The organism is Pseudoalteromonas sp. C8 (assembly GCF_011378685.1).
Taxonomy (GTDB): Bacteria; Pseudomonadota; Gammaproteobacteria; order Enterobacterales; family Alteromonadaceae; genus Pseudoalteromonas; species Pseudoalteromonas arctica.
The window spans coordinates 204,365-228,574 of the sequence record NZ_WTKT01000003.1 but is presented as its reverse complement, the minus strand read 5'-3'; the positions used below and the strand labels follow the sequence as shown (position 1 = coordinate 228,574).

The 24,210-nt window shown below is 39.8% G+C and carries 18 protein-coding genes and 1 pseudogene; 11 read left to right on the top strand and 8 right to left on the bottom strand.

All coding sequences use genetic code 11. The features are described from left to right. Positions 1–50: 50 nt before the first annotated feature. On the top strand, positions 51–932 hold the full coding sequence (locus GQR39_RS04690; protein WP_165734934.1) for an NAD(P)-dependent oxidoreductase: 882 nt from the start codon (positions 51–53) through the stop codon (positions 930–932). Between the two features lie 765 nt (positions 933–1,697). Here GQR39_RS04690 and sbcB read toward each other — a convergent pair. After that, on the bottom strand, positions 1,698–3,143 hold the full coding sequence (gene sbcB, locus GQR39_RS04685) for an exodeoxyribonuclease I (RefSeq protein WP_002963201.1): 1,446 nt from the start codon (positions 3,141–3,143) through the stop codon (positions 1,698–1,700). A gap of 265 nt (positions 3,144–3,408) precedes the next feature. On the opposite strand from sbcB, the gene GQR39_RS04680 reads away from it, so the two are divergent. The 8 genes and pseudogenes from GQR39_RS04680 (at position 3,409) to GQR39_RS04645 (ending at position 10,495) form a co-directional block, all read left to right on the top strand. Continuing rightward, entirely contained in the window at positions 3,409–4,146 is a 738-nt protein-coding gene (locus GQR39_RS04680) for a hypothetical protein (RefSeq protein ID WP_165734933.1), read from the top strand. Positions 4,147–4,286: 140 nt separating this feature from the next. Then, positions 4,287–4,829: pseudogene (locus GQR39_RS04675) on the top strand (hypothetical protein). Positions 4,830–5,289: 460 nt separating this feature from the next. Beyond that, a complete protein-coding gene (locus GQR39_RS04670) occupies positions 5,290–5,700 on the top strand; it encodes a hypothetical protein (protein WP_024600637.1) in 411 nt (136 codons plus the stop codon). A gap of 370 nt (positions 5,701–6,070) precedes the next feature. Further along, positions 6,071–7,564: a hypothetical protein gene (locus tag GQR39_RS04665; RefSeq protein WP_165734932.1), complete on the top strand. Its 1,494-nt coding sequence runs from the start codon at positions 6,071–6,073 to the stop codon at positions 7,562–7,564. A 235-nt stretch (positions 7,565–7,799) separates the two neighbouring features. Further along, complete coding sequence (locus GQR39_RS04660; protein WP_165734931.1) at positions 7,800–8,138, top strand: methanolan biosynthesis protein EpsI; 339 nt, start codon at positions 7,800–7,802, stop codon at positions 8,136–8,138. Next, positions 8,131–9,471, top strand: coding sequence for an SPFH domain-containing protein (locus GQR39_RS04655; protein ID WP_010553499.1), 1,341 nt, complete (start codon positions 8,131–8,133; stop codon positions 9,469–9,471). Before GQR39_RS04660 ends, GQR39_RS04655 begins: the two co-directional genes overlap by 8 nt. Before the next feature lie 152 nt (positions 9,472–9,623). Beyond that, entirely contained in the window at positions 9,624–9,890 is a 267-nt protein-coding gene (locus GQR39_RS04650; protein ID WP_165734930.1) for a YrhK family protein, read from the top strand. Positions 9,891–9,979: 89 nt separating this feature from the next. Further along, positions 9,980–10,495 carry a M23 family metallopeptidase gene (locus GQR39_RS04645; protein WP_165734929.1) on the top strand — a complete coding sequence of 172 codons (516 nt, stop codon included), beginning with the start codon at positions 9,980–9,982 and terminating at the stop codon, positions 10,493–10,495. On the opposite strand, the gene GQR39_RS04640 is transcribed toward GQR39_RS04645, so the two are convergent. Both GQR39_RS04640 and GQR39_RS04635 read right to left on the bottom strand, forming a co-directional pair. Then, on the bottom strand, positions 10,492–11,661 hold the full coding sequence (locus GQR39_RS04640) for an MFS transporter (protein WP_165723005.1): 1,170 nt from the start codon (positions 11,659–11,661) through the stop codon (positions 10,492–10,494). The two genes, GQR39_RS04645 and GQR39_RS04640, sit on opposite strands and share 4 nt — an antisense overlap. A 299-nt stretch (positions 11,662–11,960) precedes the next feature. Beyond that, positions 11,961–12,908, bottom strand: a complete 948-nt coding sequence (locus GQR39_RS04635; protein ID WP_165734928.1) for a sodium-dependent bicarbonate transport family permease — start codon at positions 12,906–12,908, stop codon at positions 11,961–11,963. 146 nt (positions 12,909–13,054) lie between these two features. On the opposite strand from GQR39_RS04635, the gene GQR39_RS04630 reads away from it, so the two are divergent. After that, entirely contained in the window at positions 13,055–13,999 is a 945-nt protein-coding gene (locus tag GQR39_RS04630) for a LysR family transcriptional regulator (RefSeq protein ID WP_165734927.1), read from the top strand. Positions 14,000–14,011: 12 nt separating this feature from the next. Here the strand turns inward: GQR39_RS04630 and GQR39_RS04625 are convergent, their stop codons facing one another. From GQR39_RS04625 to GQR39_RS04615, 3 genes are all read right to left on the bottom strand, one after another. Beyond that, the gene (locus GQR39_RS04625) at positions 14,012–15,013 is read right to left on the bottom strand and encodes a LacI family DNA-binding transcriptional regulator (protein ID WP_007583313.1); all 1,002 of its coding nucleotides are present in this window, start codon (positions 15,011–15,013) and stop codon (positions 14,012–14,014) included. A 75-nt stretch (positions 15,014–15,088) separates the two neighbouring features. After that, complete coding sequence (locus tag GQR39_RS04620) at positions 15,089–16,615, bottom strand: MFS transporter (protein ID WP_165734926.1); 1,527 nt, start codon at positions 16,613–16,615, stop codon at positions 15,089–15,091. Positions 16,616–16,647: 32 nt separating this feature from the next. Beyond that, the gene (locus tag GQR39_RS04615; protein ID WP_165734925.1) at positions 16,648–17,976 is read right to left on the bottom strand and encodes a GH1 family beta-glucosidase; all 1,329 of its coding nucleotides are present in this window, start codon (positions 17,974–17,976) and stop codon (positions 16,648–16,650) included. 241 nt (positions 17,977–18,217) lie between these two features. Here GQR39_RS04615 and GQR39_RS04610 point away from each other — a divergent pair, with 241 nt between their 5' ends. Beyond that, complete coding sequence (locus GQR39_RS04610) at positions 18,218–20,794, top strand: exo 1,3/1,4-beta-D-glucan glucohydrolase (RefSeq protein ID WP_165734924.1); 2,577 nt, start codon at positions 18,218–18,220, stop codon at positions 20,792–20,794. A 318-nt stretch (positions 20,795–21,112) separates the two neighbouring features. On the opposite strand, the gene GQR39_RS04605 is transcribed toward GQR39_RS04610, so the two are convergent. Beyond that, on the bottom strand, positions 21,113–22,600 hold the full coding sequence (locus GQR39_RS04605) for a tryptophan halogenase family protein (protein ID WP_165734923.1): 1,488 nt from the start codon (positions 22,598–22,600) through the stop codon (positions 21,113–21,115). After that, positions 22,593–24,143 (bottom strand): tryptophan halogenase family protein, encoded by a 1,551-nt coding sequence (locus GQR39_RS04600; protein ID WP_165734922.1) that lies wholly within the window; start codon positions 24,141–24,143, stop codon positions 22,593–22,595. The genes GQR39_RS04605 and GQR39_RS04600 overlap by 8 nt, the downstream gene beginning before the upstream one ends. Positions 24,144–24,210: the final 67 nt, after the last annotated feature.

The window sequence follows — 24,210 nt, the reverse complement described above, 5'->3', positions numbered from 1 at the left end:
GACATAATCGAGGTCTAGTTTCTAAGTTATCAGTTAAATAGGTCATTTTTATGTCAATGAAAGTCGCATTTATAGGTTTAGGCGTAATGGGTTACCCAATGGCGGGGCATTTAGCAAAAGCAGGGCACAGCGTATGCGTTTATAACCGCACGCAAGCTAAAGCACAAACGTGGACTGCAGAACATTCAGGAAGCCTTGCATCAACCCCGCGCGAAGCTGCCAGTAATGCCGACATCGTATTTATGTGTGTTGGTAACGATGACGATTTACGCTCAGTAGTGTATGGCAACGACGGCGTGTTAGCGGGCATGTTACCGCACACTGTTTTGGTTGATCACACCACAACTTCTGCCGAAGTAGCACGTGAAGTGGCTGCAAAAGCGGCTCTGCAAAATATCGACTTTATAGATGCGCCTGTATCGGGCGGACAAGCTGGCGCCGAAAACGGCGTATTAACGGTTATGGCGGGTGGCAGCGAAGCCGTATTTGCTAAAGTGCAGCCAGTTATGGCGGCGTTTAGTCGTTTTAGCCAATTACTAGGCGGCGTTGGCTCGGGACAACTTTGTAAAATGGTTAATCAAATTTGTATTGCTGGCGCAGTGCAAGGTTTAGCCGAAGGCTTACATTTTGCTAAGCAAGCTGGGCTTGATGGTGAAAAAGTAATAGAAACAATATCTAAAGGCGCAGCCGGTTCGTGGCAAATGGAAAACCGCTACAAAACAATGTGGGCGGGTGAATATGAGTTTGGTTTTGCCGTAGATTGGATGCGTAAAGATTTAGGCATAGCACTCGATGAAGCTAAAAACAACGGCGCTACTTTACCAATGACCGCAACGGTCGATCAATACTACGCCGACGTACAAGCACTTGGCGGCGGCAGATACGACACCTCAAGCTTACTAGCACGCATTGAAGCACTGCATAAGAAGTAACGTTTACGTTGAGTATGTCGATGTAGACGCTATAGATTTGTGGTTGCTTCGTAGACGCGAAGCTTGCTTGCGTGACGGGCAAAGCCCGTAAAGTGACTTATTCACAATGAGGTTATGAGGCGCTGCGCTTTTAGAGGAAGTAATAGTTCTAAAAAATTATTGTTTTTATGTCTCCTCATTTACTCCTCATTCGCTTCTCTTTGTGAATAGAGTTTTATTTAAGTAATTAAAAGCTGCGCTTTTCACGTGAGCAAGCTCGACGTCTACCGCCAAAGTGTCGATATGAGTTTTACTTTGTAGACGCGAAGCTTGCTTGCGTGACGGGCAAAGCCCGTAAAAGTGACTTACTCACAAAGAGGTTTAGAGGCGCTGCGCTTTTAGAGGCAGTAATAGATCTAAAAAATTATTTTTTTATGTCTTCTCATTTACTTCTCATGCTCTTCTCTTTGTGAATAGTGTTTTATTTAAGTAATTAAAAGCGGTGCTTTTCACGTGAGCAAGCTCAACGTCTACCGCCAAAGTGTTGATATGAGTTTTACTTGTAGACGCGAAGCTTGCTTGCGTGACGGGCAAAGCCCGTAAAGTAATTTATTCACAAAGAGGTTGAGAGGCGCTGCGCTTTTAGAGGCAGTAATAAGTCTAAAGCGGTTGTTGTTTTTATGTCTTCTCATTTACTCCTCATTCGCTTCTCTTTGTGAATAGAGTTTTATTTAAGTAATTAAAAGCTAAGCTTTTCACGTGAGCAAGCTCTACGTCTACCCCAAATTACATGCTTTGAGCGTAGTTATACAGCGCCTTTAAAATTGTAAGATTTTTTTCGCTGTCGTCATGTTCATGCGCTAGGTTTTCAAGGGTGATCATAAAATCTTGCGCGTTAATCGACGGTTGATCTTCCCCATGCATTAACTTGTTTTGGCAATACTGGCGCCATTGGTCAAGCTCTTGCTGGTTTAGCGTTTCAGGCCAGTTACGGGCGCGGTATCTAAACAATAACGTATTAAACTTTTTATCTTCAAAGTCTAACTTCAATCCAGCCAATTCATCTGGTTTTGCATCACGAATAATCGCAAATTTAGCTTTATCAGCATGGCTTGTAAACCCATCGTAAAGTAAGTAGTCAACGTTAGTAGTTGCGCTGTAATCGCCTTGCTCGTTAAACACTTCGGTTACTTTATCGCGAAGGTCGGTATTGGCTTTTAAAATAGCTAAGTTAGCTAAGCACTGCTCGCGGTCAATGCCTAAACGGGCTGCGTTTTCAGGTAATAAGGTTTTAGCTGGGGCTAAAATAGGGCACTTGTTTAAATGCACTAGTTTTAAGCCAACAGGTAAATCGTCCTCGGCTAAATCTACACGTTTGGTGTATAAACGTTTGCGTAACTCTTCTACGTTTAAATCAATGAGTACTTGTGGGTTTTGGGTTAAATCAAAACAAATAACCGCGTTTTTATTTACCGGATGAAAGCTCATTGGTGCAACCCAGCTTGTACAGCCTTGTGTTGCAGGTATGCGCGACGTGGTATGCACCAGCGGCGTCATGTTAAATACATCAACCAATTCAGCAAGGGCTTTTTTATTACGCAGCCCAAAAAAGAAGTTATACAGCTTTGGTTGTTTTTCTTTTATTAGCTTAGCCAGTGCAATAGTAGCGGTTACATCGCTTAGTGCATCGTGCGCTGCGGCGTGTTCAATACCATTGGCTACCGTTAAATGCTCTAGCTTAAAGCTTGGGCTGCCGTCTTCTTTTAACGGCCATTCAATGCCTTCAGGGCGCAGCGCGTAACAAGCGCGTACTAAATCAATAATATCCCATCGGCTATTGTTATTTTTGTATTCACGCTCATATGGGTCGTAAAAGTTACGGTAAAAACTATAACGGCTTACTTCGTCATCAAACCGAATACTGTTATAACCGGCAACACAGGTGTTTGGCACGCTAAACTCAGCATGAATTTTTGCTATAAACTCAGCTTCAACTAAGCCTTTTTTCATCGCCACTTGTGGCGTAATACCCGTAATTAAACACGCCTCAGGGTGAGGTAAGTAATCCGCTTGCGGCTTACAATATTCAATAAGTGGCTCGCCAATAATATTTAAATCAAGATCGGTACGAATACCCGCAAACTGGCTCGGCTTATCCTTTTGAGGGCTCGCTCCCCAAGTCTCGTAGTCGTGCCAATAGATTGTTGCTTGATTTTGCTCTTGATATGCCATGCTGAAAACCCTGAGTAGTTAACTTTAAAGCGCCTAAATACGCGCCAAGTTACTAAAATAATGAATTATTTAGATTATGGCATATGGGCGAGGGAGTTTATAGGTTTGGGTGAGGATTTAAAAGAAAGAGAAATATTGTGTTTAACGGCATTAGTATTTATTACAAGACTAATTTAACAACCAGAATGAATTTTATTAAATATATATTGCTTTATTCTTCGTAATTAAATTACTTTGATATTATTTAAGGACATAGAGGTTTAAAATGGATCTAATATTTAGGAAATTAAAAGAGGTGAGTTCCTTCATCTCAGAGCAGTTGAATAGAGATTTTTTAAACTTGAAGAAAATCATCAAAAATCATTACTTGCTAGTAACTAGTATCGGAGGATTAATTTTTACGCTTATATGCTATTCATATACGGTTATATTTTATAGAGGCTTTGGTATTAATATATTTGAATTCTCCGATATAACGGAGATTTATAGGTTAAGTGCAAATGGAGATATTACTACTGTTTTAATTGCTACATTTTTTTTGCTTATACAATGCTACTTTGCATTTTTAATGTTTCACAATAAGAAAATTAATTATTTTGGTATAGCTATCTCTATGATGCTTTTTATCATTTATATGTTACCGATCATTAAAGTTATTGACTTGCATGAGCAAAGAAAGAACTTCGCTAGATATGATATAAAAAATAAGTGGTCAACTGACTTAAAGTGCGTGTCAATATTATCATCTACAGATAAATTTATGCTTCTATGGGAGCATACAGACGATAAATTTTTAGCCGTAAATATAAATAATGTGATGACGGTGAAAAAACGATTAGCATCGAAACCTGAATTTTCTTATAAATCCGACATAGCAAAGCCATCCCTGAATAACAACGTAAAATCATTGCTGACAGAAAAAAGCATACTTGAACAAAAACTTTGGAGTAGTAATTTAAAGAACAAATGTAATCTTGACTTAGATCCATTCCAAGTTAATTAATAAGCGGGCATTAGACTAAAGTCTATAAGTTAATTTTCCTCACTTATTAGGTTTGTTTTAATCGTTTGTCGGGGTTGTGGTAATTCTCTAAAGTTCAANNNTCGGCAACAAGCACGGCTTAACTAATCAGGAATATGACCATGAAACTTACACTTATCAAAACTATCGCTCTTAGCTCACTATTAACATGTTCAGCTGCTGCAATGGCTGATCAAAGTGATTACAAATTAATGGTTATTGAAACTGCAACAGCGCCACAGCCACTTGAGCAATCATTTAATAGCTGCGCACTGAATGTTAAGTCAAAAAATTACGCTGAAGCTGAAGCAATTTGTACTAAAGCAATTTNTTAAGTCAAAAAATTACGCTGAGGCGGAAGAAATTTGTACTAAAGCAATTTCACTTTTAAAAGACGCAGATGGCCCTAAATTTAAAGTACGCCAACTTACGTCATTCGCATTAAGCAACCGTGGTGTTGCACGTTTAAAAGCGAATAACGACACTGCAGGCCTTGCTGATTTATACGAAGCAAACCAAATGTCTACAAGTACANTGGTGTTGCACGTTTAAAAGCGCATAACGACACTGCTGCACTTGCTGATTTATACGAAGCATCAAAATTGTCTAACAGCACGATGGTATCGCACAACTTAACTCGCGCTAAAGAAGAATTATCGTTATAAAAAACCTTTTTAACGTGTTTTATAAAGTGCTTATTAAAGCATGATATAAAATAGCGAGAGTAAAAAAGCCGATGTTGGGTTAAACCCCAACATCGGCTTTTTCGTGCTTATTAACTTTGTATTGTGTTATACCAGNNNAATTCTCATTTAGAACAACCAAATAGCGAATTTTTTGCCTAGCTATCAACACGTATTTTCATCCTCAAAATAGATCACTTAATTAAGCGAATTGGTATTATTAAAAAATAATAAAACTGTATTCTGTTATTTATTATTTAGTGATTTCCATGGCTTTTAACTTATTGTAATTACTGGGTATTTTTGTTGGTGTTAGACTAAAGTCTATAGGTTAGATTTATTCACTTATTAGGTTTGTTTTTATCGTTTGTGGTAATTAAGCTAACACTCTAAAGTTTAGTTGTCGGCAACAAGTACGACTTAACTAATTAGGAATATAATCATGAAATTTACACTTTTAAAAACCATCGCTCTTGGCTCATTATTAACTTGCTCAGCTGCTGCAATGGCTAAACAAGGTGACTATAAATTAATGGTTATTGAAGACTCTGTAACTGCAGCACCCGCATTTGAAAAATCATTTAATAGCTGTGCTTTAAATGTTGAATCAAGAAACTACGAAGAAGCAGAAGCTATTTGTACACAAGCAATTGCATTACTTAAGCAAAGCCATGGTCCGCGTTTAAAAGTACGTGAACTTACATCGTTTGCATTAAGCAACCGTGGTGTAGCGCGTATTAAGGCTCAAAAAGACACTGCTGGTATTTCTGATTTATATGAAGCGGTTCAAATTTCTAAAAACTCACTTGTAACGCATAACTTAACTCGCGCTAAAAAAGAGTTATCTCTTTGATATTAACTTTATAGCTTGAATTAGCTGTAAAATTCGCGAGTAGCAAAACCCCACGTTAGATAACACTTAACGTGGGGTTTTTGTATTTGTATTAAAAACACATTTGCTTACAAAAAACTCTCTACCACCAATCCCCTTTAAACTCGGCATATAGCTTATATTAGTGAATAAAAGTAAATAGTTTGCCTGTTCTATTAACAAATGTAAGAGATAAATTTAACATGGTGTGTCACCATATAGGTACGGGGCATGTTTTGTTGCCATCCTCCCAATAAAAATTCAATAAATTCCTGTTGTTTAAATCTACTTATTTAATTTATAACAATATGATTTTTAATAATAATTAAAGTGCAAAAAAGGAAGTCTTTGTATGTTTTTTAAAAAAAGTCAGTTAGCTATTTCATTAGCGTTTACGCTAGGCCTTGTTGGATGTGGCGGCGGTGGCGATGATAAAGTGGTCGTTGTAGAGCCAGTTGTAGCTAAGCCTGACCCTATAAAAGTAGACCCCGTAGAAGTTAACACTATCTCTCTTACTGGAAAGGTCATTGATGGTTATGTATCTGGTGCAATAGTATGGCTAGATATTGATGGCGATGGTACTTTTGATGAGCAAACAGAACCTTCTGTAGTCTCTGAAGAATCGGGTAATTATAGTTTTAATTTTACAGAAGAGCAGGCGCTGTGTGTGCCGTATTCAACTATGTATGTTGATGTACCGGTTGGCGCAATTGACGAGGACTTAGGAGAGGTAACACAAGCGTATCAAATGTCATTTCCGCCCTCAATTGAGGCTTTGACTGATGAAGATATTCGAAATATATCCCCTTTAACAACCGTTATTTGGGAACAGTTGAGCCTTCAATTACAAAAAAGTGGTAACAATAATTTAAGTTGTGATGCACTTAAAGAAAATACTGAGTTACTTGCAAACCTTCAAAGCGAAATAACAAATGTTATGCAAAACTTGGTTGCGCATTATAATTTGTCGACAGAGCAAATTTACTCAGATTTTATCGCTACTAACGACAGCGACGCTTACGACAGAGCACAAGCAATTGTTAAGGGACTAAAAGCGGCCTATAAATTCAAGCAAGAACTAGATGCTCAGTATCCTGATGCAGAAGAAGTAAGAGCAGTGATTTACCAGGACACAGCAAAAGATGCAGAGTATGGATTTGAAAATGCATGGTACCGCGATAAAGTTATTTTTGCAGGCGCTGAACTTATTTATGAGCAAGTAAAGCTTCAAAATACAGACGAACTCGACAAAATTGACGTTATTTTGTCTCGATTGGATTCAACAGATACGCCTTGGGGCGAAGAATCGTTAAATGGAAAATTAACAGTTAGAGACGATGTTTACATTAGCGCCGATCGTACTTACCGATGCTCTAGCATTGAGAACGTTAGTTTTGAGCAAAGCAATGTGCTTTATGGCGTTGATAATACAAGTCCATCGGTTAACTTCCCAACAGCAGATGAATGCGTTAGTGCTAATTTAGATACACCGTTCGAGCGAGGTTTTAGCATTAGCTATACTGAGTCAGGATCGTTTTACCAAACTGACTTTGCCTTTAGAGAGGAAAATGCTGACTTTCAAACATTATCTAATTGGGTAAATGTTAAAGACAAAGCTGTTGATTTAGAAACTCAAGATTTAGTTACTGTACTCGCTGCTATGCCCTATAAGTTTGATGACGAAACATCTATTGATGCTAGCTTTTGGCGTAAATACAAAACCACAGACAACGTACGTATTATTAAAACGATTGAAGGGAAATGGTTTAGAGATACTCGCCAAGAAGATGGAACAATGCTGCATGAGTGCGGTGAAAATGGTATTGATTGGGTGCAATGCGAATAATGTAAAAAGCACTTTAATAAATATTAGTTTAATGCCAGTCAGTTAATAACTGACTGGCATTTTTTTGTTTAAAAAAGCTTACTTTTATGTGCGGTTATAACTGTATACCTGATGGGCTTTATTTTAATCTGTTTTTTACTTGGGTTTACTGTAAAATTACTGGGTTAACATTTGTTAAGTAATACTTACAATTGTTATTGCTCATTAAGTATTTAAACTAATTTAAGTAGAGCTTATGATTTTTTATATTATAGGGTTAAGTTTACTTGTTATTATTTTATGCGTTGCGCTTTATGTAATTTACAGCAATGTACATAAAAGTCGGGTAAGAAAATCCAAAGAATACAACGTACTATTTAATAAAGACACGATAGTGGATGATTTAATCACTCAACTAACAGAAAAAAATAAAACACAAGAAAACCAAGATAAAACAGCTAAAGGTAAAGAAGAAATCCTTGCAATATTTGTTGAGTTACATCGCTCTGGTAGCTTTTGCGCACACTTGAGTGAACAGGAAATTATTTACTTTGTTAAAAAGAAATTAAACATGGAGAGTAGTAAAAATGGATAGCGAAAAAGCAGTCCCAGCAGTAAAAAGTGACTCATTTATGAGTCGATTTGGTCGTCGTAATGTAATTGTTGTTTCATCAATTGTTGTTGTATTAGCCGTAATTGCAACGCTTACATCGCAAGTTGTTTCGTGGAATGAAGCAGATGAGCGTTTAGTACATCAATCAGCTTTTACAGGTAACTTAACCGTAATAAATCAAGCCGGCCCTTATTTAAAAGCGTTTGGTACTACATCGGCTTATAAAAAAGTAATTTCGATTAACTTTACGGGCGATGCCGGTGCAACAGCAAGCGCAATTGTACCGCTAATACCAATTCGATTTTTAGATACTACAACGGGTGGCGCACGAGGTGTCTCTCGTTTTAGATTGCCAGGCAATGTACCAGCAGCTGAATCGGGTGCTTTACGTGGTTTACTTAAAATACACGAAGAGTTTGGTTCACAAGAAACATTAATATCTAATTTATTAATGCGTGCAACCACTGAAAATGTAAAAGCGTCGGCGCGTATGATGTCGGTAGAGCAGCATTACTCTGGTGGTAATGGTCAATTAAGCCAAGATTTTGCTGATCAATTAACAAACGGTATTTTTGTTACTGAACAAATTATTAGTACGGGTGAGCGCGATAAATCTGACGATTTAGGTAATTTAAGTAAACAGCAGCGCGTCACTATTAATATTAAGATGGATGATGAGGGTAATACACTGCGTAACGCACCTATTTTAGGCGCTTACGGTATTACAGTAGTTGATGCCAGCATTATTGATATTGACTACGAAAGCAAAGTAAATGCTCGTCTTGAAGCCCAAAAGCAAGCTGCTGCTGATGAAGCGCTAGCGCGTCAAAACCTTAAAAAAGCTGAGCAACAAGCACGTACTGAAGTGGCTTTAGGTGAACAAGCAATTGCTAAGCAACGTGCTGAATCTGAAAAGCTAAAAATTAAAGAGCAAATTGATGCTGAGCGAATTAAGGCAAATGCTATTATTTCTGCGCAGCAACGAGTGGCTGTAAAAGCCGAGCTTGCAAAAGAACAAGAAGAGATTTTAAAGCAACAACGCTTAGAAGCATTAGGTATGGACGTTTTAGCTGAGGCTCGCTTAAGAGCTAAGTCTGCTGCACTTGATCCTAAGTATGTATTTGATGAAACGTTAAAAGCAGAAGTGAAAATTCAAACTGCTTTATTTACAAGCTTAGGTAATAGTCGTTTAGTGCCTGAAATTGTAATAGGCGCAGGCCAGGGCGAGCAAAGCAATGGCTCTGAATTTATGCGTTTATTAGCCGCTGACGCTGCATTAAGCCTTAAAAAGCGTTTAGAAAAAGATAAAAAATAAACGATTAGTTAAGTATTGCACAAACAATAAAAACGTTGGCTGATTCGCATTGGCCAGCGTTTTTTATTGCGTAAATTTTGTTATTGTATGGTGCGGCTTAGCTTGTGAAAACAAGCTTTTTAAATTATGAAATAAAAGAGTGAGCAGTACTTATGAACTCCAGTAATCAGTTTATTTTAGATTTAGGGCAAGAGCATATTACCATTCAGCGACGATATGAAGCGCTGGGAGCGTTTAACGATTTTTTGATTGCTGTTTGGTTTTTAATTGGCAGTTTTTTCTTTTTAAATGACTCACTAATAGAAAGTGGCACATGGCTGTTTATAGCGGGCAGTGCTCAATTACTTATAAAACCTGTTTTGAAGTTGACCAGCTTAGTACATGTTAGTCGGGTATTTCATTCAAATAAAACTCCATAAATAAAACCATAAATATGACTCATGATGAGTTCAGTTATTATGGCTAATAATTTACCAGTATAAGTTATTTAAATATCAAGGATAGAGCAGTGAAAGTACTTAAGTGGATTGCAATTGGAATAGCTACTTTATTAATTATAGGCTTACTAATTCCCGAAAAAATAATGATTCCGGTACAAGGTGCTACACCTAAAGATTGGAACCATAATACATTTTGGTATGAGCCTTGGGGCAGATCGGGTGTGCACAAAGGAATTGATATTTTTGGCATAAAGAATACTCCAGTAGGTGCCTCAACAAACGGGGTTGTTATATTTGCAGGTGAATTAACTCGTGGAGGTAAAGTGGTGGCGGTGCTTGGGCCTAAATGGCGTATACATTATTTTGCACATTTAAATGACTACTCGGTAAGTGCAGGTGATGTTGTAAGCATAAACAGTCAAATTGGGTTACTAGGCGATACCGGAAATGCGGCAGGGAAGCAGCCTCATGTACATTATTCTATTTTATCGTTAGTGCCCATGCCATGGCTTTATACAACACAAAGCCAAGGCTGGAAAAAGATGTTTTTTTTGAGCCCACACGACAAATTAAAAACTAATTAGCCTGCAACTGGGGTTTTACCCGCGCGAATATTTTTAATGCTTTTAATAAACATATAAATACAGGTAGTTATTAAACAGCCTGCTAAATAAAACACAATACCGTTTGATGCATCAGATAAATTTGCAGCAAGCATAGGGCCAAATACCGAACCAATACTGTAACTCAGTAGCATAACCTCAGTTGCTGAGACTATTTTAGCCATTGGCAGTGAGTCGCACGCAAGTGTTATAGCAATTGGGTAAAGTGCAAAGCTGCATGCGCCTAGTATTAAGTAGCTCACTATTAATCCGGCTAAAGTGTTTGCTTGTAATATACCCACAGCACCGGCTGCGCCTACTAAACAAAACATACCCATCAATAAGCTTTTTTCAAGCCGAGTAGATAAGTAACTTACGAGCGGCTGCACGACCATGCCGCCTAAAATAATAACCGCCATAAGTGTCCCTGTGTACTGAGCTTGATCAGTCTGCGCTGAAATATAAACCGGCATTAAGCCGTAAATAGGGCCCAGTAATAAGCCTGATGCTAAGCATCCGAGCATTGCAGGGTGGCTTAGTGTTTTTATTTCTTTTAGTGGTAGTTTTTCAAGATGCTGTTTTTCGGGCTGACCTTTGGTTATTAATAAAGGCGCTAAAATAGCTAAAAATAATAACGAGGCTACAAATAAATAAGGCGTTGAACCTTCGGTGCCAAGCGGCCCTATAGCAAGCTGGCCTACGGCGCTGCCCCCATAAAGTGAGGTCATGTATAAGCCCAAACGTTTAGCACGCGACTTTGCTGTGTTGGTCATTAATAACCAAGACTCAACAACGACAAACACACCGGCAACAGCAACACCTGCTACAAATCGTGCAATTAACCAGTTAACGGTATTTGGCAGTGCAAGTTGTGCAAGCACACTTACAATTAATAAGCTTAAAAATAATATAAATGCGAATCGATGACCAATTTTTACCACAATGCGCTCTATTGTGGTGGCGCCAATAAGTAAGCCAAAGTAAAAAATGCTCGCAAGCCAAGGCGCTAGGTTTTCATCAAGTTTAAATGCGGGTAACGACAGCGGAATAAGGCTCATTAAAAAGCCGGATGCGATAGCAAAAAACGACAGCCCGATAACGGGTGCTAAAGGGTTATTAGAGGTGCTTGTGGCGGCTGATTCGGCCATTTGTGTTTATCGACTCATCAAGGTAAATAACCACTGTTTTAAAGTTTGAGAGGTTACTTTAATAATAAAATTTGCGCGAATTTAGAGCCAAATTAAAAATAAGTAAAGTGATATTTTATTAAACAATATAAATAAACTTTAAAACGATCGTTTTGGTAAATTATCGGATCTATTATGCTTTTTATTGTAGTGTTTTTATGTAGATATTGTTTTATATTTGTGAGCATTTATTAGTGTTAAACCCTATGTAGAATAGGGTTTAACCGTTTTTTAAAGTGATAAAATTAGCACTTATTTGTTTATTGCATTACTAGTGCAAGGTGGTGATATAAACCAATACCAACAATCACATTAAACGGAAAAGTTACACCGAGAGAGCTCAGCATAGCAAGACCAATATCGGCTTTAGGAATTGCCGCTTTTATTGCAGCGGGCGCGGCTATGTAAGAGGCGCTGGCCACTAAACTGCCCAATATAACTACCGAGCCTAATTCTAAATTTAAAAGTGTGCCTACTGCTGTGCCAATCGTGCCTAAAAATAGCGGGCTCACAATAGCAAATACCGCTAGTTTCCAATGTTTCCAGGGGATAGGGCGAAGAGTTTGCGCGGCTACTAAACCCATTTCTAGTAAAAATAATGCCAGAACAACCTTAAAGCTACTTGTTAAAAGGCTAGTTACTTGGCTGCCTTGAACTGTGCCGTACATCATACCTATGACGACACCACCGATAAGCAAAATGACACTTTTGTTCGTAAGAGTTTCGTGCCAAAGCGCTTTTAACGATGGTTCACTTTTTTGGCTGTTTTGTTTATCAAGTTTTCGGTAAAGCAATAAACCAACAATGATTGCAGGGAGTTCTAACATCACTAAATACAGGGTTACTTCTGCACCAACTACCAATTTAGCCGATTCGGCATAGGCAAGCGCTACAGCAAATGTCCCCGCACTTACTGAGCCATAATGCGCGGCAATGCTGGCACTATTAGCAACAGAGAGTTTAATCACGTATTTTAAAATAGGGTAAAGCATCAATGGTATAAGTGCGCCAAGTAGCATTACCGATCCCATTTCGGGCAGTAGTTGCCAGCTTAAGTTGCCATGGAGCACCATACCGCCTTTTAAGCCGATGGTTAACATGAGCAATAAGCTTAATGTGTCGTAGGTGGCTTTTGGAATGGCCAAGTCCGAGCGTAAAATACCCGCCACTAATCCTAAAATAAAAAACATAACAACAATATCTGGCACTGGCTTTCCTTACTAGGTGGTAAATTAAGTGGCGCTATTGTAGATAAAACTTTGTATAGTAAATAATAAAATAAATACGAGTTATGTATAGATAAATGTCTATAACTTATTTATTAAGTGCAGTTTGTTAGGTTTATGAGGTAGGTATGGATTTACGACATATATCGTTTAGGTTGCTCGAAGTATTTATGAGCGTGGTTAAAACGGGTTCTATAAGCGAAACCGCAAGGCGCTTACACTTAACGCAGCCTACGGTGTCGCTACAAATAAAGCGATTGCAAGAAGCTGTAGCTGAGCCGTTAATGGTTATGCAGCATCAAAAAATGCATGCGACCGAAGCTGGACTTGAGTTATTTAAAACTTGCCAACAGGTGTTTGGGCATTTTGACGATTACCAAGGTTATTTAACCGAACTTAATGGTGGAGCACGCGGCCGTTGTAAAATTGCCATGGTTAATACGGCGCAATATATTTTACCAAAATTACTTGGCCCCTATAGTAATTTACATCCCCACGTTGAACTTCCGCTTGAGATTGGCAACAGGGCAGAGGTGCTTGATAGGTTTGAGCGAGGAGAGGACGATATTTATGTATTTAGCCACCCGCCGTCGCTTGAACACGCACAAGCTGCGCGCTTTTTGCATAATCCACTGGAATTTATAGTGCCGCTAAATCACCCGTTAGCTCACGTAAAAGCCGTTAAATTAACTGATTTAATGCAGTATCGCTTTTTACTCCGAGAAAATGGCTCAGCGACCCGTATGTTATTTGAAAGCGAGTTACAAAGCCGAGGCTTAGTGCTGAGCGATAGCGTACAAATGGCGAGTAATGAAGCAATACGTGTCGCGGTTGCATCGGGGATGGGCATTGCGGTTTTATCACGCCATGTACTTGCAACAGACGATACAAGTTTTAAAATTTTAAACGTAACCGATACCCATTTAGCGAGTCATTGGTATTTTGTAATGCGAACAGATAGGCACATATCGCATGCTGCACGTAACTTTTTAAAGTTTGCGCAGCAGCACGTAGAGCAATATTTAGATACGCAGTGGGTGCGTAATGAGTTACATAACTTACACTTAGATTAATCTTAAATTTTATTAATTAATATCGGGTGTTGAGTCTCTTAAAATAAGCTTTGGCTGAAACACGTGCTTTACTGTTATGCCGCTTTTTTTATAAATGTCCTTAAGTACTAAGTTAGCCGCAGCTCGGCCCATTTCGGGAACTGGGTTATCTATTGTAGTAAGCGTTGGGTAGAGGTAATTGGTAAAAATTACGTTATCGAACCCAATAATAGCTAAATCTTTTGGTAGGTTAAAACCGTGTTCGCGGGCGTATTTCATAGCACCCGATGCCATTTCGTCATTGGCGCATACAAGCGCGGTTATTTGCGCTTTATTTTGAATAAAATGCCTTAAGCCGTCGCTTCCGCCGGTTTCTTTAAAGTCGCCTATGTAAAATAGGTTTTCGTCAAAGGTTAGGTTGTATTCTGCTAGGGCTTGTTTGTGGCCTTTTAAACGGTTTGACGCATCTTCTTTAAACTGCGGGCCTGCTATGTACGCAATGTTTTTATGACCTTTGTTGATCATGGCTTTAGTGGCTAAGTAGCCGCCCATTACGTTGTCGAGGCTAATGCAGTTTTCTTCAATTTCTTTAACGTAGCGGCTCATTAAATAAATAGGGGTTTTGCCTTTACTTAACTCAATTAGGTACTCGTTTGATACCGCTTCTACGTGGGCAATAATAGCGTCGCAATTACGGCCTATTAAAAATTCAAAGCCGCTTTTTTCTTTTTTCTCGTCACTGTGCCCAGGCGTAATAATAACGTGTTTACCCGCAATACGAAGGTGCTCTTCAATGGCTGACATCATTTGACCAAAAAACGGACCATCCAACTCAGAAACTAAAATACCGACGCTGTTTGTAGTGCTAGATGCCAAAGAGCGAGCAATAGAACTTGGCTGATAGCCTAGCTCTTTCATTGCTTCTAATACCTTTTTTTTAGTTTTTTTGCTTACGTAGTCGTTGTCGTTAAGCACCCTTGAAACAGTTGATAAAGACACACCTGCCATTTCTGATACTTGATAAATTGTCGCCATTGATGTCCTAGCTTATATGTGTTTTTACTCGCGCTTTATAAAAATATAAAGCGCGAAGAATCATTAAAAGTTAATTTACACATTACTGCGTCTAATTGCTAAGTCTTCTGTTATTTTTTGCGTCATCGCTGAAGTAAGCGGATAAATAAGCATCAATGCGGCGCCTAAAAAAGCAAATGCGGCAGGTATCCAGCTCATAAGTAACTGCATACCAGGTAGGGCTTGCGTAATTGTTAGCTCATCCATACCGTTATAGCCGTAGCCTGCAAGTACCACTAATACTAATGCACCAGCAAAACCACCACCGGTTTTTTGCACAAATGTACCCGCAGAATAAATAAGGCCTGTAGCGCGGCGTTTATTTTTCCACTCTGAATAATCGGCTGAATCGCCAAGCATACTAAAGAACAATGTTGGCATCATGGCGGCAAAAAATTCAGCAGCACAACCAAAGGTAAATACTGCTACCAGGTTATCGCTAGGTACCCAGTAAAATGCAGTAGTGAGTAACCCGCTTAGCATTAATGATGCAATAAAGAGGTTTCGTTTACCCATTATTTCAGCCAGTTTACCTGTGGCAAGTGCGCCTAATATAGATACAACCAACAAGGCAATAAAGTATTGCCCAGCCATGAGTTCATTGGCTACGTGGTACTTAAAGTAGTACGCAATTACGCCGTATTTAATGCCATTAAACATCATGGTTAAAAAACCAATGCCAAGTAATACCAGCCAAGGTTTGTTGGTCAGAAGATCAACCATGTCGCGCTGTGATCCCGTTAAGCTTTGCTTATCTTTATTGAGTAATTTTTTAATAACGAATGTCATTGCAGCCATAACAAGGGCAAAAAATACGCCGCTGTATAAATCGCGGTAATAAAAAAACAAGGTAGTAGCAAGCAAAGGTAGGATTATAAATGGCAGGCTTTTGGTTAAATCAAATAATTCTGATTTTAAATTACCTTCATTTGAGGCGTGCGGTGTTACACGCTCTTTAGTGGTCGCAAACGTTATAATCATTAAAATAATAAGTAAGCTGGCAAATAAGTACATAGTAAGCTGATAGCCTTTAGCGTTGTCGCCACCGCCAAAAAATGCCACTAGCTCAGGTAAAAAACCCATAACCAATAAACCACCAGTAAACGCACCTGCAAACCTAAAACCAGAGAGCTTTGTGCGCTCTGTATCGTCTGGTGTCATTACGCCCATAAGTGCCGAGTAGGGCACGTTACTTACGGTGTAAGCAAGCGTTAAACCAATGTAGGTTACGTAGGCATAAATAAGTTTGTTGGTAGTGCTAAAGTCGGGGGTAGTAAAACACAACACCATAAACAAGCCCAAAAATGGTGCCGAGTAGAGTATCCACGGGCGAAACTTACCAAAGCGCGACTGCGTTCTGTCGGCAATCATACCCATAATAATATCGGTTACGCCATCTGATAGTCTTACCACTAAAAACAACATGGCAGCGGCAGCCGCCGATATGCCAAATGTATCGGTGTAAAACACCGCTAAATAAGCAAGCGCGCCGCGCCACACTAAGTTAGCGCCGGCATCGCCCATGGCGTAACCGACTTTTTCGTATAAAGGGAGTTTGTTCACAGTGTGTGTTCTTATTGTTATAAGCCGATAAATTATCGGCTAGTTATTAGTTTAGTGTACGCTTTACCGCTGGCTTTAACAGTTCGTTTTTGTGTGTTGTAGTCTACGTGTACTATGCCAAAGCGTTTTAAATACCCCTCAGCCCATTCAAAGTTATCCATTAGGCTCCAAGCAAAGTAGCCATCTACTTTTACGCCTTGCTCGGTTGCGTTATGTAGGGCATTTAAATGCTCGTGGTAATATTCAATACGGTCGTTATCGTTCACTTCGCCGTCTTTAAATTCGTCAGCCATGGCTGCACCGTTTTCGGTAATGTAAATAGGTGGTAGGGTGTATTTTTCGTTTAACGATACAAGTAATTCTGTCAGCGCTTTAGGATAAATTTCCCAGCCAATATCGGTCATTGGTGCTTTATGTGGCAGCTCATGGTAAAAGTCGGTTTCACTTGCTTGATAATGCATGCGGGTATAAAAATTAACCCCTAAGTAATCTAGTGGTTGAGCAATTATTTCCATGTCGCCATCCAAAATATCAGGGCGGTGGGCTTTAGGTAATTGCGAAATTATATCTGGGTACTTACCTTGCATTACAGGCTGCATGTACCATTGGTTTATGTAGTCATCAGCAAATGCAGTAGCTTTTAAATCGTCTTCACTTTGGGTAACTGAGTAACAAGGCGTAAAGTTAAGTACAATACCGTTTAGTGTATTTGGGCTGTTTTTAGCAAGTACTTGCATAGCCAAACCGTGACCCAGTAATAAGTGGTGCGCGGCTTTACGACCAAATTCGCGACCTACAATACCCGGCGCATGTACGCCAATTTCGTAGCCTAAAAATGAGCTACAAAACGGCTCGTTTAAGGTGGCGTACGAGTGTACGCGGTCACCAAATGCTTTTGTAATTAAATCTGTGTAATGCGCAAATTCGTAAGCGGTGTTACGGTTTAGCCAACCGCCTTCGTCTTCAATATGTTGTGGTAAATCCCAGTGGTACAGCGTTACAAAAGCTTTAATGTTACGGCGTTTTAATTCATCTAAAATGTCGGTGTAAAATTTAACACCTGTCGGGTTTAGGTGGCCATTTTTAGTCATTACGCGCGGCCACGAAATAGAAAGTCTGTAAGCGTCTACACCTAATGACTCAATTAAGTTTATATCGTCTTTCCAGCGAGAGTAGTGCTCGCAGGCTACATCGCCATTTGAATTATCGACTATTTTGCCTTCTTTACTGCAAAAGGTATCCCAAATACATGGCAAGCGATCAGCTGCGCCGCCTTCAATTTGAAATGAGGCCGTAGCTACACCATAGGTAAAATTTTTGGCTAAAAGGGGTGAGCCACTAGGTAAAGATAATTGTTTCATTAAGAGAAAACCTCTGCTTCTTTTTTTGGTAAAGGTTGCTTTGTATATAGCGTGTATTAAATTTAATATTGGAAGCGCTTCCATATTTAATTTGATTAATCACTAAGGATGGTATTTAATAACTTTAAGGAAGCGCTTCCATATTTAGGTTAGTGGCTATTGCTAAGTAGGTCAATAGTTAAATTTAAATAACAAATAGGTGCTGCACAAAAACACACTGACACAACACAGGGCTATAAAAATGAAAAAAAGCTTAAACACTAATAGGTTACGAATGCTCCCTATTTTAATAGGCGGATTATGCGTTTTAAGTGCGTGTAATAAACAAGAGGTTAACGCTAATAATAGCCAAGGCGCCGTAGCCAAAAAGGCTGAGCATGAGCAAGGTGATTTATCACTTTGGCCAACGCTTAAAAGTAAGGTAGTGAAAACGCCTGAAATTGAAAATACGATTGCACAGTATTTAAAAACAATGACGCTTGAGCAAAAAGTAGCGCAGATGATCCAACCTGAAATTCGCGATATAACTGCTGCAGACATGCGCAAATATGGTTTTGGTTCGTATTTAAATGGCGGTGGCTCGTTCCCGAATGCTAATAAGCATGCAACGCCTGCAGATTGGATAACGCTTGCTGAAAGCATGTATCAGGCCTCGGTTGATGACTCAATTGATGGCAGTAAAATTCCGACCATGTGGGGCACCGATGCCGTACATGGCCATAATAATGTGATTGGGGCGACGTTATTCCCTCACAATATTGGTTTAGGTGCAGCAAATAATCCCGCATTAATTGAGCAAATTGCAGCAGCTACGGCAATAGAAGTAATGGCAACAGGCATAGATTGGGTATTTGCACCAACTGTTGCGGTTGTGCGCGACGACCGATGGGGCAGAACGTACGAAGGCTACTCTGAAGACCCTGCAATTGTACGTGAATATTCAGCCGCAATTGTAAACGGATTACAAGGCAGAGCTGGTGATGACTTTTTAAGTGACAAACGCGTAATTAGCACTGTTAAGCACTTTTTAGGCGATGGCGGCACGGTAGATGGCGACGATCAAGGGGACAACATTGATAGCGAAGAGACGTTATATAACATTCATGCACAAGGTTATATAGGAGGCTTAACCGCAGGTAGTCAGTCGGTTATGGCATCGTTTAATAGCTGGAATGGTAAAAAAAATCACGGTAATAAATACTTACTTACCGATGTACTAAAAACAAAAATGGGTTTTGATGGCTTTGTTGTAGGCGATTGGAACGGGCACGGACAAGTCGCCGGCTGTACAAATGAAAGCTGCCCGCAAGCTGTTAATGCCGGGCTTGATATTTTTATGGTGCCAACGGGTGCTTGGAAACCACTTTATGAAAATACAATTAAACAAGTAAAAGCGGGCACAATAACAATGGCGCGAATAGATGACGCCGTGGCACGTATTTTACGCGTTAAATTACGCGCGGGTTTATTTGATAAACCAAGCCCCGCAAATCGAAAATATTCAGGTAAGTTAGAACTAATAGGTGCACCTGCACATCGCGATATTGCCCGCCAAGCGGTACAAGAGTCGTTAGTACTGCTTAAAAACAACAACCATTTATTACCGCTTAACCCGTCAAGCAACATACTTATAGCAGGCGATGCGGCCGATAACATAGGCAAGCAATCGGGTGGTTGGAGTATTACGTGGCAAGGAACTAATAATCAAAATGCAGATTTCCCTGGAGCAACGTCTATTTATGCCGGATTAAAAACGCAAATAGACTCTGCTGGCGGTAACGCTATTTTAAGCCCAACGGGTGAATTTAATACTAAGCCCGATGTAGCCATTGTTGTATTTGGTGAAGAACCATATGCAGAGGGGCATGGCGATAAAGACAACCTTGAGTTTGAGCGTAACAATAAACGCTCTCTTAAAATATTAAAAACATTAAAGCAGCAAAATATACCGGTTGTTTCTGTGTTTATATCGGGCAGACCAATGTGGGTTAACAGCGAGCTAAACGCGTCAGATGCATTTGTAGCAGCATGGCTTCCTGGCACTGAAGGACAAGGCATTGCAGATGTTTTATTAGCGGATGCAAGTGGGCAGGTACAGTACGACTTTAAAGGTAAATTGTCTTTCTCATGGCCTAAATCGCCACTACAAACCGCAGTAAATAAGGGCGATGCTGATTACTCACCATTATTACCCTATGGCTTTGGTTTAACATATAAAGATGAAAGTACGCTTGCCAATAATCTAAATGAAGACTCAGGTGTTGATATTAGTAACCTTGCGCCGTTGTCTATATTTAATGGCAGTTTTAAAACGCCGTGGCGTTTGTTTTTAAATTCAAACAGCGAGCAGCACCAAGTAGCAAGTAACAGTGTAAAGCTCGGTGGCATTACTTATCGCACTGAAGACAAAGCGATTCAAGAAGATGCGATGCAATTTAACTTTGATGGCACTGCATCCAGCTACATCGAAATTAATAGTAACTTTACCGAAGACAAAGTGGCCTACATTGAAGCAAATTCGACCCTTAGTTTTAGCTATAAAGTAAACCAAATACCTAGCTCACATACATACCTTGCAATGAAGTGCGAACAAGGTTGTGGCGGCGAGCTTGATATTACTAATGAGCTTGAAAATGCTGATTTAAATACATGGCAAACCATGAGTATAGATTTAACCTGTTTTGCTAAAAAGGGCGTTGATTTTGCCAGAATAACCAGCCCTTTTATTATTAAAACGGCAGGAGAGCTTAACGTTTCAGTTGCAGATATTAGCTTTGAACCACAAAGCGCTAAAAGCGCCGTGGTTAAGTGTGAATAATAAAACGTAAAAGTTGTTGTGTGTACCCAAAGCCCTAAGGGCGTGTTTATCTTTGTGGATTGAAATTTGTTCAATCTAGGGGTAATTTAATCGCGGCGCGAGGTTTGTAACCTAGTGGGCTAAGTAAAAACCGAGCAACAAAGAGTAAATTGCCCCTAGGCAGAACCCTACGGGCAGCGCATGTTTGGCATTTATGCTACGTTATCGCCTATTTATGGGGAATAACCACACTACATAGGCTCTGCCTTGCCTAAAAACCAAACATACTGCTGCAAATTCAACCACCAAAGAACAACACGCCCTAATAAGGGCTTTTTTTTATGCTGGGCAATACTGTTTTAAAAACTCATGATGAGATGGTAATTGGCTGACGCGTTGCTCTATTTGTTGCTTAATGCCGTGTAAAAAACGGGTGAGTTCTTCATCGCTCATCATGCTGGCTATTAAGTGATGTTGGTTAGGCTCAATACCTTGACCAAGCATTACTTGCACCCACGAGTCGACTCTAAAAATGTCGCCATCGTCTAAAAATACACGGCCGGTTTGTTTAAACAAATCAATTTTATGTTGAAGTGTTTTTGGCACCTCCATCGCGCTACAGTGTTGCCAAAACTCACTGTCATCGCGATTAGTTACTTTGTAGTGCAGCACAATAAAGTCGCGAATATTTTCTATTTCACTTTTAAGCTGTTTGTTGTATTCGTCAATGGCGTGATTGGTAATGCCATTAAACGGAAATAAACGCATAAAGCGAATAATACCCGACATAATTAAGTGAATGCTGGTGGACTCAAGTGGCTCTACAAAACCGCTAGCAAGGCCAAGTGCTAGGCAGTTTTTGTTCCAGCCTTTTAAGCGCCGGCCTGTTTTAAATTTAATAATACGCGGCTCTGTAATAGCCTCACCTTCAATGTTATTTAATAGTAGCGCTTTGGCTTGTTCGTCATCCATATATTGGCTGCAATAAACTAATCCATTGCCGACACGGTTTTGCAGCGGTATACGCCACTGCCAGCCGCTTTTGTGTGCAATAGATCGGGTAAGTGGCAATACGGTATCGCTGGTGGATTTTGTTTGCACGGCAATGGCGCTGTTACACGGTAATAAGTGCGACCAGTCTTCGTAGCCAGTATGCAATGCTTGCTCTATTAATAAGCCTCTAAAGCCGGTGCAATCAATAAAAAAGTCGCCATTAATATACTCGCCACTATTTAAAGTTAATGACTCTATATGGCCTGTTTTAGTGTTTTTTACTACTTTTTGTATTTTGCCTTCAATACGTTTTACACCTAACGGCTCTGAAAATTCACGTAAAAACTGCGCGTAACGCGTGGCATCCATATGGTAGGCATAGTTAATGGGGTTTTGCTGATTAAACGCAAATTTACCGGCTTTAGCCGCTTGCAGCTCGTAGCAGTAATCGCCAAATGGGTTGTTTATTCCAAGTGCTTTTCCTTGCAGCCAAAAGTGATGAAATTCACCCGCCCAACATTCTTTGCCCGTTGCGCCAAATGAGTGAATATAATGCGTGTTTTCATCGCCCCAGTTTTCAAAGCTAATACCTAATTTAAAACTAGCTTGAGTGGCTTTCATAAATGCTTGCTCGTTTATACCCAGCAATTTATGAAATGTACGAATAGGCGGAATTGTTGCTTCGCCAACGCCCACAGTGCCAATATCGTCAGATTCAACAAGGGTTATGTTTATATTGTTGCCAACTAATTTAGCAAGTGCTGCTGCAGCCATCCAACCTGCAGTGCCGCCCCCAGCAATTACTACGTTTTTAACAGCGTTTGTTTTAGTCATTATGTGGCTGCCCATTATTTGATAAAAGATGATTTAAAAGCGCGCGATTACTTGGTAGTCCGTTTAAACACTGCGCTATTTTTTCGCGGTTTTGCTGATAATAGTAATCCCCAACACGTGGGTCGTTAAATGCATTTTGTGCAGATACTGTTTGTGTATTAAAGCCCATGCCATATAAAACGTATTGGTAACTGCTTGATGAAAACACTTCTTCGTTTTCAATAAAATCAAAGCGGCTAGGGGGCTGAAACTGCCAAAGTTTAAGTAAGTTTTGCAGGCGCTTGGGCGCGGTATTTAAATTACTAATATCTTGCCAATAAGGAGTGTCGTCGCGCTCGCTTAGCACATAATGAAGTTTTAAAAACTCAATAACGCGCTGCCAACGGGTGCTAAAACGGTCATTAAAACGCGTTTCAAGTTGGCTCATGTGGGTGCGGTTTTGCGGGAGTTGCTCGCTTATCATGCTAATTGAAAGCTCAACCATAGCAAGTGCTGACGCTTCAAGTGGCTCTAAAAAGCCAGCTGACATACCCACTGCAACACAGTTTTTAATCCAAAATTTTTGCCTGTAGCCAGGGCTGAATTTTAATACGCGGTAGTTAAGTTGCTCAGCTTGTTGCTCACTGGTGCTTTTGGCTATGTAGCTTTTTAGTGTATTTGTTGCGCTTTCATCACTTTGATATTTACTACTAAATACATAACCTGTACCACGGCGCGTTGGCAGGGCTATATCCCAAATCCAGCCGTTACTTTGTGCTGTAGATAGCGTTGCAGAGGCAATTGGCTGACTGGTGTGTGCATTAGGTATTTGCGCCGCAACAGCGCTGTTATTAAATAAAATATGATCTTGCGCTATAAACTCACTATTAAAATGCTCACCAATTAAACGAGCGCAAGAGCCTGAGCAATCTATAAATAAATCACCCGTTATATCGCCATTATTATTTGTTTTTAATGAGGCAATATAGCCATGCTCGTCGTTAATAACATGAGTTACATCGTCAGTAATATGCGTAACGTTTAGGTTTTTAACGCAGTAATTTTTTAAAAACTCAGCAAATTTACCCGCATCTAAATGATAGCCATAGTTGGTAACTGCTGCATATTCGGGTGTTTGTAATTGTTTTGGTGCAAGTGCTGCTTGGCATACAAAGCTTTGCATATTAACAACGTCGGCAAATTTTTGGTTAGGTGCAATACGTTGCCAACTGGCGTGTAAATTAGTGTGCTCGTAGCCTTGTGGATTCATAAAAGGGTGGTAGTAGTTTTCTCCCTCGCTGAGGTTTCGCCAATTTATAAATTTAGAACCTTGCTTAAATGACGCGTCGCACTGGGTTATAAAATCACTTTCTTTAATGCCAATGCGTTGTAGGGTGTTGCGCATTGACGGCCACGTGCCTTCGCCCACACCCAATATAGGCACATTTGCCGACTCCACTAACGTTACATTAAGGTGCGGGTGTTCGGCGGCTAATAAGCCTGCGCTTAGCCAGCCGGCAGTACCACCACCTAAAACGACTATTTTTGTTACTGGTTTGGTCATGAGTTAACACCCTAAAGTTGATAACAATTAAACTAGCATCAATACTGTTTTAAATACAAAAAAGCCG

Bases quoted from the DNA above. Each gene is read 5' to 3' on its own strand.
- GQR39_RS04650 (WP_165734930.1), top strand. From the start codon at position 9,624: ATGAACTCCAGTAATCAGTTTATTTTAGATTTAGGGCAAGAGCATATT.
- GQR39_RS04640 (WP_165723005.1), bottom strand. From the start codon at position 11,661: ATGGCCGAATCAGCCGCCACAAGCACCTCTAATAACCCTTTAGCACCC.
- GQR39_RS04600 (WP_165734922.1), bottom strand. From the start codon at position 24,143: ATGACCAAACCAGTAACAAAAATAGTCGTTTTAGGTGGTGGTACTGCC.
- GQR39_RS04680 (WP_165734933.1), top strand. From the start codon at position 3,409: ATGGATCTAATATTTAGGAAATTAAAAGAGGTGAGTTCCTTCATCTCA.
- GQR39_RS04625 (WP_007583313.1), bottom strand. From the start codon at position 15,013: ATGGCGACAATTTATCAAGTATCAGAAATGGCAGGTGTGTCTTTATCA.
- GQR39_RS04670 (WP_024600637.1), top strand. From the start codon at position 5,290: ATGAAATTTACACTTTTAAAAACCATCGCTCTTGGCTCATTATTAACT.
- GQR39_RS04665 (WP_165734932.1), top strand. From the start codon at position 6,071: ATGTTTTTTAAAAAAAGTCAGTTAGCTATTTCATTAGCGTTTACGCTA.
- GQR39_RS04660 (WP_165734931.1), top strand. From the start codon at position 7,800: ATGATTTTTTATATTATAGGGTTAAGTTTACTTGTTATTATTTTATGC.
- GQR39_RS04605 (WP_165734923.1), bottom strand. From the start codon at position 22,600: ATGACTAAAACAAACGCTGTTAAAAACGTAGTAATTGCTGGGGGCGGC.
- GQR39_RS04630 (WP_165734927.1), top strand. From the start codon at position 13,055: ATGGATTTACGACATATATCGTTTAGGTTGCTCGAAGTATTTATGAGC.
- sbcB (WP_002963201.1), bottom strand. From the start codon at position 3,143: ATGGCATATCAAGAGCAAAATCAAGCAACAATCTATTGGCACGACTAC.
- GQR39_RS04690 (WP_165734934.1), top strand. From the start codon at position 51: ATGTCAATGAAAGTCGCATTTATAGGTTTAGGCGTAATGGGTTACCCA.
- GQR39_RS04655 (WP_010553499.1), top strand. From the start codon at position 8,131: ATGGATAGCGAAAAAGCAGTCCCAGCAGTAAAAAGTGACTCATTTATG.
- GQR39_RS04615 (WP_165734925.1), bottom strand. From the start codon at position 17,976: ATGAAACAATTATCTTTACCTAGTGGCTCACCCCTTTTAGCCAAAAAT.
- GQR39_RS04610 (WP_165734924.1), top strand. From the start codon at position 18,218: ATGAAAAAAAGCTTAAACACTAATAGGTTACGAATGCTCCCTATTTTA.